General features: G+C 49.6%; 8 protein-coding genes. 4 read left to right on the plus strand and 4 right to left on the minus strand.

The features are described 5' to 3' along the window. Nucleotides 1-109: 109 nt before the first annotated feature. Nucleotides 110-853 (plus strand): copper homeostasis protein CutC, encoded by a 744-nt coding sequence (locus UF06_RS11640; RefSeq protein ID WP_045570617.1) that lies wholly within the window; start codon nt 110-112, stop codon nt 851-853. Nucleotides 854-926: 73 nt separating this feature from the next. Further along, nucleotides 927-1,703 (plus strand): polyphosphate kinase 2, encoded by a 777-nt coding sequence (gene ppk2, locus UF06_RS11645; protein WP_045570608.1) that lies wholly within the window; start codon nt 927-929, stop codon nt 1,701-1,703. Between the two features lie 6 nt (nt 1,704-1,709). Here the strand turns inward: ppk2 and phoU are convergent, their stop codons facing one another. Genes phoU through UF06_RS11665 form a run of 4 tightly spaced genes read right to left on the minus strand, consistent with a single transcriptional unit; the run spans nt 1,710 to nt 7,167 of the window. Next, on the minus strand, nt 1,710-2,408 hold the full coding sequence (phoU, locus tag UF06_RS11650; protein WP_039424252.1) for a phosphate signaling complex protein PhoU: 699 nt from the start codon (nt 2,406-2,408) through the stop codon (nt 1,710-1,712). A 45-nt stretch (nt 2,409-2,453) separates the two neighbouring features. Continuing rightward, nucleotides 2,454-3,272, minus strand: coding sequence for a phosphate ABC transporter ATP-binding protein PstB (pstB, locus tag UF06_RS11655; protein WP_039424249.1), 819 nt, complete (start codon nt 3,270-3,272; stop codon nt 2,454-2,456). A gap of 1 nt (nt 3,273) precedes the next feature. Beyond that, entirely contained in the window at nt 3,274-4,953 is a 1,680-nt protein-coding gene (pstA, locus tag UF06_RS11660) for a phosphate ABC transporter permease PstA (protein ID WP_045570609.1), read from the minus strand. A 21-nt stretch (nt 4,954-4,974) separates the two neighbouring features. Further along, complete coding sequence (locus UF06_RS11665; RefSeq protein ID WP_045570610.1) at nt 4,975-7,167, minus strand: ABC transporter permease subunit; 2,193 nt, start codon at nt 7,165-7,167, stop codon at nt 4,975-4,977. 219 nt (nt 7,168-7,386) lie between these two features. Here UF06_RS11665 and ppk1 point away from each other — a divergent pair, with 219 nt between their 5' ends. Next, a complete protein-coding gene (ppk1, locus tag UF06_RS11670) occupies nt 7,387-9,489 on the plus strand; it encodes a polyphosphate kinase 1 (RefSeq protein ID WP_045570611.1) in 2,103 nt (700 codons plus the stop codon). Then, nucleotides 9,473-10,975, plus strand: a complete 1,503-nt coding sequence (gene ppx / locus UF06_RS11675) for an exopolyphosphatase (RefSeq protein ID WP_045570612.1) — start codon at nt 9,473-9,475, stop codon at nt 10,973-10,975. The genes ppk1 and ppx overlap by 17 nt, the downstream gene beginning before the upstream one ends. Nucleotides 10,976-11,170: the final 195 nt, after the last annotated feature.

An 11,170-nucleotide genomic window follows, 5' to 3' on the forward strand; every position in this document is an offset into this window, starting at 1 on the left:
AGGGCAAGCTTCGCGCTCATCTTTACCCCTATTCTCTCCGCGTCACGCAACGCTCACCTGTTATCATAAAGCTCGTTTTTCCTGTTACCGGCACAAGAGCACCCCTATGGTGAATTACCAAATTGAAGTATGTATCGACAACATTGAATCCCTGCACCAAGCGATTGCAGGTGGCGCGACGCGGATAGAACTCTGTTCATCGCTTGCACTGGGTGGCCTCACCCCAAGCTTTGGCTTTATGCGCCAAGCCGCGGCGCACTCGCCGATTCCGGTCTACGCCATGATTCGCCCACGCCAAGGGGACTTTTTCTATACTGAAGAGGAAGTGGAGATCATGATGTGGGATATCGAGATGGCGCATCGCGCTGGGTTGCAAGGCGTTGTACTGGGCTTGCTCAACCCAGACGGCTCAATTGATCGCAAACGTACTCAACGCTTATGCCAGCATGCCACTGCTTTAGGTCTAGGCGTCACCTTTCATCGTGCGTTTGACCAATGCTGCGAGCCCAAACAAGCACTGGAAGACATTATCGCACTTGGCTGCGAGCGCATTCTCACCTCTGGCCTTGCGCCTTCAGCACCGCAAGGCGCAGCGCTACTGGCTTCGTTGGTTGAGCAAGCCGCAGGGCGTATTGCCATCATGGCGGGCGCTGGAGTGAACGCCAGTAATGTCAAAGAGTTAGTAGCAAAAAGCCACGTCACGGAAGTGCATCTCTCTGGTAAAGGCGTACGCCCGAGCAAAATGCACTTCATCGCCGAGCAAAGCAAAATGGGCGCAGCCAATATTGATGATTTTATGATCCCACTGACCGACATTGAGGCGATTGCCAAGACAGTTTCAGTTCTCAAATAACTGAATCCGCTCTTTTTTTGCTAAGGCTCAATGTTAAGATGACCACTTGCCACTATCCAAGGAGGGACTTTCGATGGGCAAATTGAAGCGCAAGCTCTACGAGCGTGAACTAGAGCAGTTACAGATTGAACTGGTTAAACTGCAAGAGTGGGTCAAATACAAAGGCTTGAAAGTCGTGGTGATCTTCGAAGGCCGCGACGCAGCGGGCAAAGGTGGCGTTATCAAACGCATTACGGAAAAGCTCAATCCCCGCGTCTGTCGAGTATCGGCTTTGCCTGCTCCAACGGAAAAAGAGAAAACCCAGTGGTATTTTCAGCGTTACGTCGCTCATCTGCCGTCCGCTGGTGAAATCGTGCTGTTTGACCGCAGTTGGTACAACCGTGCCGGGGTCGAAAAAGTGATGGGCTTCTGCTCTCAAGATGAATATGAAGAGTTTCTACGAGCCTGCCCTGAGTTTGAACGCATGCTGCAACGGTCAGGGATCATTTTGCTCAAATATTGGTTCTCTGTTTCCGATGAAGAGCAAGAGAAGCGCTTTCTGGAGCGGATAAATACGCCTATCAAACGCTGGAAATTTAGCCCGATGGATCTGGAATCGCGCAATCGCTGGGCCGAATACTCACAAGCCAAAGACAAGATGTTTGCCTATACCGACACCAAACATAGCCCTTGGTGGGTGGTACCGTCGGACGATAAACGCAAAGCAAGACTCAACTGCATTCACCATCTGCTCAGCCAAGTGGATTATCAGGAGCTGCAACATCCACCGATTGAACTGCCAGAAATCAACAAAGAAGGCTACGTCCGTTCCCCCGTTGAAGAGCAGACCTTGGTGCCGCAGAAATATTAAAACCGGCTATTTCAGGGCGTCGTTGATGCCCTGATCGCCCAAATGACGCACATCTTTGCCTTTCACAAAGTAAATGATGTATTCGCAGATATTCTGGCAACGATCACCCACTCGCTCTATCGCGCGCGCCGACCACATCACTTGCAATATATTGGGGATGTTTTTCGGATTTTCCATCATGTAGGTCATCAACTGGCGGATCACCGCTTCGTATTCCGCATCCAGCTTATCATCCATTTTATGTACTTTTGCCGCCGCATCGACATCCATGCGCGCAAAGGCATCGAGTACTTGATGCAACATGCCAATCGCCTGACGAGCGAGTGGCTCCAACGACACATGAAACTGACTCTCTTTAGACGACGGGCTCTCAATTGCCACGTAGGCCATTTTGGTTGCCACATCACCGATGCGCTCTAAATCGGTAATCGTTTTGATGATCGCCATGATCAAACGCAGATCTTTTGCCGTAGGCTGCCGCTTGGCAATAATGCGCGTACAAGCGTCGTCTATCGATACTTCCATCGCATTGACTTTATGGTCGTCACGCACCACCCGCTTCGCCAGTTCCACATCGTCATTATGTAATGCCTGCATCGCAAACGAGAGTTGCTGTTCCACCAATCCTCCCATGGTCAACACATGAGTACGAATCGACTCTAACTCGACATTAAACTGACCAGAGATATGACGACCAAAATGCATAGCGTTCCTTTTTCGATTGTGGTGGTGATCCGCGCATTGTTACGATTAACCGTAACGGCCGGTAATGTAATCCTCGGTTTGCTTTTTCACCGGAGAGGTAAAGATAGTATCGGCATCCGAATATTCAATCAGTTTTCCCATATGAATGAAAGCGGTGTAATCGCTCACGCGCGCCGCTTGCTGCATGTTATGGGTGACAATTACCACAGTATATTGAGTCTTAAGCTCATTGATAAGCTCCTCAATGGTTAGAGTAGAGATCGGATCCAAAGCGGAGGTGGGTTCATCTAACAATAGCACTTCTGGCTCAATGGCGATGGCACGCGCAATCACCAATCGTTGCTGTTGCCCCCCCGATAAACCGAATGCGTTTTCGTGCAGACGATCTTTCACTTCATCCCACAACGCCGCCGAGCGCAAAGCTCGCTCTGCAGCGTCGTCTAGCGCTCGGCTATTTTTTATCCCTTGTAAACGCAAACCATACACGACGTTTTCATAAATCGATTTAGGAAATGGGTTAGGCCTTTGAAACACCATGCCCACTCGGCGACGTAGCGTGGCCACATCAACGCCCATATCGTAAACATTCTTGCCGTGCAGTTTGACTTGCCCGGTCACACGGCACCCTTCGACCAAATCATTCATACGGTTAATGCAGCGCAACAGGGTCGATTTTCCACAACCTGACGGGCCGATAAAAGCCGTCACCCGTCCTTTGGGAATGCGCATCGATATGCCATGCAGCGCCTGAGTTTGTCCATAATAGAGGTTTAAATCCTCAATGCAGATAGCAGTTTGCTCATCGCTCAAGCGGCTTACGTCCAATGGAGCTTGATACCCCAAGGTCTCGTTAATTGAAAACATCTCAGTCTTGCCCCAAAGTACGATATTTTTCTCGTAAGTTATTACGGATGCTAATGGCGGTTAAATTAAGCCCGACGATCACTGTGACCAGCAGAAAAGAGGTAGCGTATACCAATGGCCTTGCCGCTTCGATATTGGAGGTCTGAAAACCAACATCGTAGATGTGGAAACCCAGATGCATGAACTTGCGATCGAGATGGACATACGGAAACTGACCATCCACAGGTAAACTCGACGCCAGCTTCACCACACCCACCAGCATCAACGGCGCCACTTCCCCTGCTGCCCGAGCAATGGCCAGAATCAAACCCGTGATGATCGCGGGGGTCGCCATCGGTATAACCACTCGCCACAAGGTTTCATATTGCGTTGCGCCAAGCGCCAAAGAGCCGTGTCGCACCGAGTTAGGAATGCGCGTCAGGCCCTCTTCGCTGGTCACAATCACCACGGGCAGAGTCAGTACAGCCAAAGTGAGCGCCGACCAAAGCAACCCCGGTGTACCAAACGTTGGCGCTGGCAAACGTTCAGCGTAGAACAATTCGTCGATAGAGCCGCCAATGGTGTAGACAAAAAAGCCCAGACCAAACACCCCATAAACGATCGACGGCACACCCGCTAAGTTAATCACTGCGATGCGAATAATGCGAGTAAAGGCATTGTTTTTCGCGTACTCATGCAGATAAATGGCGGCAATCACACCAAGCGGCATCACAATGATTGACATGATCAAAACCAGAAAAACCGTACCAAAAATCGCAGGAAAGACTCCGCCTTCAGAATTAGACTCACGGGGATCATCAGACAAGAACTTCCAAAGTTGCTGCGCCCAATGCCCCATTTTCTGCGCAAAATTCATTTGGTTTGGCAACCAGTAGTCAAGAATATCACTCAGTGCGATCGGCACTCGTTCGCCTGTCATATCCTCAACGATCAAAGAATAGCCCGTCAATTGCAAACGCAGGCTATCCAACTGCTGATCATAATTGGAGAGCTGCAACTCAAACTGCGCTTTCTGCGTGAGGTAATTCGACAAGTAATCTGGCGTCACCGTTTTGTTCAATTCACGTTTACGCTTTTCAAGGCGTAATTGCTCTAAGCGCCAACTGAGCGGTTTGATGTTGTGCTCAACGATCAGGGTGATCTCTTCACGCAGTCGCTGCGCGTAGCCGATCTTCTCATCCAGCAGCGGCAACACTCCTTGAGTGGTTTGCACACCTTCATCAACAAACGCGAGGATGCGGCCAAAAAAATACCCGCCTCGGCTACGTTCTATCACCGCAATATCACTCGGAATCTGCGCCTCACTCAGTTGTACTTGTAGTAGCGAGAGAAACTCCGACGGGTAGCGTTCACGATTGGCCATTTTAATGTTTAAACGCGTGAGCTGATCCTCTCCTGCCGCCAAGGTTTGCCATGGCTCAGGGAGTTGGGCGGTAGGTATCCGCTCTTTTTGATACAACTGCCCTACAATCCGCTCACCGACTTTGAGCGGCAAGGTTTGATGAGCGACGGGCGCCTCAAGCAATGTCCATTGATACACTGGCTCGGGCCAGAAGTAGTTAAGCCCTTTCCAGCCAATCAAAGTGAGCAGCCCAAGTACAGCCAACAAACTGATACTGACCGCGCCACCCGTTAGCCAGATCCACGGTGCGCCAGAGCGAAACCAATTCAGCACCCACATTCTCCTTTCGTCGTTCGGTGGTTAAAGTGCACGGTATTTTTCTCTTAATCGCTGACGCACCCATTCCGCCACAGAGTTAACTGCGAAGGTAAAGACAAACAGCAGGAGCGCGGATAAAAACAGCAGACGGAAATGAGAACTGCCCACTTCAGACTCAGGAAGTTCCACCGCAATAGTGGCAGAGAGGGTTCGCATCCCTTCGAGAATGTTCCAGTCCATCATAGGCGTGTTGCCTGTCGCCATCAGGACGATCATGGTTTCTCCCACCGCGCGGCCAAGCCCCATCATAATGGCAGAAAAAATCCCTGGGCTGGCAGTGAGCAACACCACACGCGTTAAGGTTTGCCAAGGTGTTGCACCAAGTGCCAACGACCCATCCGACAGATGCTTTGGCACCGAGAAAATCGCATCTTCGGCGATAGTAAAGATGGTCGGGATCACCGCAAAGCCCATCGCCAACCCCACCACCAGCGCGTTACGCTGATCAAAGCCAATGCCGTGCTCCGACAGGTAGAGACGAATATCGCCGCCAAACCAGATGTGTTCGATGCTTGGCGCAAGCCAAAGGCCAATCGGCAGCATCACCAGCAGTGTAGGCATCAAGATCAACGCATGCCAACCGTTGGGGATGCTGTGTCGACAGTTGGCTGGCAATAGACGCCACAGTGCCCCCACCACGATGGTGCTCAGCGGCAAAAAGATCATCAGCGATATCACCGAAATCAGATGGTTTTCAACAATAGGGGCGAACCAAAGCCCAGCGAGAAAACCGATGATGACGGTTGGCATCGCTTCCATCAATTCGATCGACGGCTTCACCACCCGGCGCATTCTCGGCGCCATAAAATAAGCGGTATATATGGCACCGAGCACCGCGATCGGCACCGAAAAGAGCATGGCAAACATCGCTGCTTTGATGGTTCCGAATGCGATAGGAATAAGACTGAATTTGGCTTCAAAGTCATCACTGGCCGAAGTCGATTGCCAGACAAACTGCGGCTCCGGGTAACCTTCATACCACACTCGTTGCCACAACGAAGAGAGTGACACTTCCGGATACGGATTCTCTACTTTGGTAACATTCAACTGGCCGGGAAAATAAGAGAGCAGGTAGTGCTCATTATTGGACATGGCCGAAAGCTGCGGCGCTTGAGAGAAAGCGCGAGAAAACAGCACCAACTTTTCACTGGTGGTGTAGTGGCTTTGCAAAGTGCCATTGGTGTAAAAACTGTAGAAGCCCTTGCGATGCGTATCAGGAAGCAGATACTGCACCTGTGAGGCCAATTTGAAATCACGAATGTGCGTTAAGCGGCGCTGATTGTCGCGACGCGTATCAAACCACTGCGACACCCGACCATCATTGTGCGTGACCAATAAGGAGTATGCGCCCGCCAAAAGATCGATATTTCTTACCGAGTGCTTTTTATCCCCCAAGGTTAAATCCACCACCTCTCGAACGCGAAAAGCCTCTTGCCGCTTGCGGGCAATAATCAGCTCAGAGCCACTACGCAGATACAAGGTCGCGCCATCGGGCGTCAGCAACAGTTGATCAATATCGTTAAACGAGCTTTCAAACTTAAAATCGATTTGGCGCTGCGTTAGCGCAGACTTCATCAACCAGCGTGCCGACAAAGTGCCATCGCGATCAAGCCAAACCAAAGTGGGCGAGTTAGGGTTAACACTGAAAGCAAACTGCCGGACAGACTCGCCCTTTTCAGCCAAACGAAAGCTAAATTCTGGCGAGTAAAACTCGATATCTGGCTGCTGAACTTCTTTCGCCAACGAGCTGTTGAACTCGGGCTTGAAGAGCGTCACTTCACCACTTTCATCCAAAAAGCCATACCATTCAACCGCCGGAATAGTACGGGCGAACAACAGCGGATTGGCCGTTAACTGGATCTCTTTGAGACGAATGCCCAGATCAAGTTGCCAGAAAGAGAGTAAACCAGATTGACTGACGCTCATCGCGCGCTGACCGTAGTCATCTACCGCCAACGCCACTGGCTGAGAGAGCGTTGCGGGCATTGTTTGATAATTACGCTCTAATTTGGCGTCGGAAAAGAGCGGAAACACCACCATCGCCAGGTAGACAAAAATCAGCACTAACGCTGCAAGTACGCCCAAACCGCCACAAGTGACAGCAAAACGAGCCAGTCGATCTTTGAGCAATCTCGACTTGTCTCTTTCCTGCAATGTGAATCCGGCTCTGGCCATCTGTCTCTCTACCTATTTACACGTAAAAGCATAATATTTCGTTAAGATGACAATTATATTACAGATCACATTAACCGTATGAAAAGAATACAACTATTACCTAGAACATGATATGAAATAAATCTGTAACAAAAAACACATAATGTTCTTGCTCAATAAGGGTTAAAGAACCACTTATCTATAAATTTTTATTAGTGTCAGGTTAGGTTAGGTTAGGTTATGAGCGCGGAAAAGTTGTATATCGAAAAAGAGCTCAGTTGGCTCTCCTTCAATGAAAGAGTTTTGCAGGAAGCGGCGGATAAAACCGTTCCTTTGATCGAAAGAATTCGCTTTTTGGGGATCTTCTCCAATAATTTGGACGAGTTCTATAAAGTTCGCTTTTCCGATGTCAAGCGTCGTATTCTGATTAACCGTGAGCAAGGTGGCAACGACATTTCCAAGCACTTATTGTCGAAAATGCAAACCAAAGCACTCAAACTGAATGAACGTTTTGACGAGCTCTACAGTGAGCTCATTCGTGAAATGGCACGTCGGCGAATTTTTTTGGTCAACGAAGGGCAGTTGGACGAATCACAGCAAAAGTGGATCACCAAATACTTCCGAAGAGAAGTGCTACCGCACATCACGCCAGTGATGTTGACCGACGAAATCGACGTGCTGCAATTTCTCAAAGACGAATACGCCTACATCGCCGTTGAGCTTAAAACTGGCAGCACCTCGAAGTATGCCCTGCTTGAGATCCCAACCGATCACTTGCCACGTTTTGTCATGGTGCCAGAGCAAAAAGGCAAACGAAAGAAAACCATCATTTTGCTCGATAACATCATCCGTTACTGCCTAAACGACATTTTTCGTGGTTTCTTCGAATACGATGAACTCAATGGCTACGCAATGAAACTGACGCGCGACGCCGAATACGACTTGCGTCATGAAGTGGAATACAGCCTATTAGAGCAGATGTCAGAAGGCTTAAGCCAACGTTTGACCGCACTTCCGATCCGCTTTGTTTATGAGCGCGAAATGCCGGAAGAGATGCTGAAATACCTCTGTTTTAAATTAAGGATTTCTCATTACGACAGCTTGATCCCTGGGGGGCGTTACCATAATTTCAAAGATTTCATCGGCTTTCCAAACGTTGGCCGTGATTACTTAGAAAATAAACCGCTGCCTCCAATGAGCTGCGCCGATTTTGAAGGTCACGCCAACGCCTTTGACGCGATCCGTGCACAGGATATTTTGCTGCACTACCCCTATCACTCTTTCGAACACATCACAGAGCTGGTACGCCAGGCCTCGTTTGATCCGAAAGTGGTCAGCATTAAGATCAATATCTATCGCGTGGCGAAAAATTCCCGTTTGATGAGCTCTTTGGTGGATGCGGTGCACAACGGTAAGCGCGTAGTGGTGGTAGTCGAGCTGCAAGCTCGCTTTGACGAAGAGGCCAACATTGAGTGGTCGCGCGTGCTGACCGATGCGGGCGTTCACGTCATTTTTGGTGTTCCGGGGATGAAAATCCACGCCAAGTTGCTGTTGATCACCCGGCGCGAGGAGGATCAATTTGTCCGCTATGCCCACATTGGCACCGGAAACTTCCACGAGCGCACCGCTCGTATCTACACCGATTTTTCTCTGCTCACGGCCGATCAAGAGCTCGCAGCGGAAGTGCGTGCGGTGTTTGGTTACATTGAGAATCCGTTCCGTCCGGTGAAATTCACCCATTTGATCGTCTCACCACGCAACTCACGTACCCAGATCTATCGTCTGCTCGACAGCGAAATTGCCAATGCCAAAGCTGGCAAGAAAGCCGAGATTACACTTAAGGTCAACAACTTGGTTGACAAAGGATTGATCAGCAAGCTGTACGGCGCCAATAATGCGGGCGTGAAAATTCGTATGATCGTGCGCGGTATGTGTTCTTTGGTGCCTGGTGTTGAAGGCGTCAGTGAAAATATTGAGATCATCAGTATTATTGACCGTTTCCTCGAGCACCCTCGTGTTCTGGTGGTGCATAATGACGGCAATCCGCTGGTGTACATCTCCTCGGCCGACTGGATGGAGCGCAATATCGATAACCGAATCGAAGTGATGGCCCCCGTGAGAGATCCACGCATCAAGCAGCGTATTATCGACATTCTCAACATTCAATTTATCGATACAGTGAAAGCCCGCCGCATCGATAAAGAGATGAGTAACAGCTACGTTGAACGCGGCAACCGGAAAAAAATTCGTTCTCAAATAGCGATTTACGACTATCTTAAAAATGTAGAGAAACAGACACGTAAGAATAAAGGGCAATTAGAAACGAATGACAACAGCCAGTAACACCAGAGAGATAGCGGCTATTGACCTTGGATCAAATAGCTTTCACATGGTCGTCGCGAAAGTTGCAAATGAAGATCTGCAACTGGTCAGCCGTCATAAACAACGAGTTCAGCTTGCAGATGGTTTAGACGATGAGATGAACTTAAGCGATGAAGCGATGGAACGCGGCCTTGAATGCCTCTCCATGTTCGCCGAGCGCTTGCAAGGATTCGATGCAGATAATGTCAGGATTGCCGCCACACATACCCTGCGCCAAGCGAAAAACGCGCACGTTTTTTTGCAACGTGCGCGGCAAGTGCTGCCCTTCCCGATTGAAATCATTCCTGGGGAAGAAGAGGCACGCCTTATCTATCTCGGTGTCACCCACACGCAAATTGAGGCGACATCGAAACTGGTGATTGATATCGGCGGTGGTAGTACCGAGATGATCATCGGCACCGAGTTCGAGCCGGAACTGCTCAACAGCAAACAGATGGGCTGCGTCAGTTTCACCAACCGTTTTTTTAGCAACGGAAAGATTTCCAAGAAGAACTTCTCCAAAGCGATTCTCGCCTCAGAGCAGAAACTGGAATCGATCGCAGCGCAGTATCGCAAACGCGGTTGGGACATTGCTTTTGGCTCTTCAGGTACCATCAAAGCGATACGCGAGGTGTTGATTGGTATCGGTTTTGAAGACGGTATCATTACCGGCCCACGCCTTAACACTCTAATTGAAGTGCTGTGCGAGTTTGACATCATCAACGATATCGAGCTTCCCGGCTTAACCGAAGAGCGAAAAAGCGTATTTGCCGCTGGCGTCGCTATTCTCAGCGCTATCTTCCAAGATCTAAAAATCAAAGAGATGCACTACTCTGACGGTGCGCTGCGCGAAGGCTTGATGTACGAAATGGAATCGCGCTTAGCACGTTCAGACATCCGCATGCGCACCACAGAAAACTTGGCGAAAAAGCATCTGGTTGACTTAGAGCACGCTGCGCGAGTAAAAGGCTTGGCCGTAGAGCTACTTGAGCAGGTACATCAAACGCTCGGCATAAAGCGCAAGAGCGATCTGTTCGCTATGCTCGAATGGGCCGCATTGCTGCACGAAGTGGGACTGAGCATCAGTTTACGCGCTTTTCAGCGCCATTCGGCTTATATTCTCCAGCATACCAACATGCCTGGCTTTAACAGCGAGCAGCAGCTTTTACTCTCTTCCCTCACCCGATATCAGCGTAAATCGCTCAAGCTGACGGAACTGGCGGATTTCCATCTCTATGATAAAGAGCAAGTGGTGCATTTGATCCGCATTTTACGTTTGGCGATATTGATCAACGGCCAGCGCAACGATGATCCCTTGCCGGAATTCAGTTTGGAAGTGAACGGCAACTGCTGGACGCTCCGTGGTCAACAGGCTGATTGGTTGGACAATAACAAACTGCTCTCCGCCGATTTGCAAAGTGAACAAGAGCGCTGGCAACAAGTGAACTGGCAACTGGTGATTGAGTGACAAGGCCAGTCAAAACAGCAAAAGGCCCAAACGGGCCTTTTTTAATTCTTTTTAATACACAGTTCTACAGTAAGCGCATCATAAACCCCGCATTCTAATCGTCTAGCCCGAATAATAAGATCAAACCTCCAACCCAAAGGAGATTTGAAATGGCCAAACGACGCACTAACCAAGAATGGCGAACCCTGTTCGAAC

Origin of the sequence: Vibrio sp. S234-5 (genome assembly GCF_000960595.1) — a bacterium.
Taxonomy (GTDB): domain Bacteria; phylum Pseudomonadota; class Gammaproteobacteria; order Enterobacterales; family Vibrionaceae; genus Vibrio.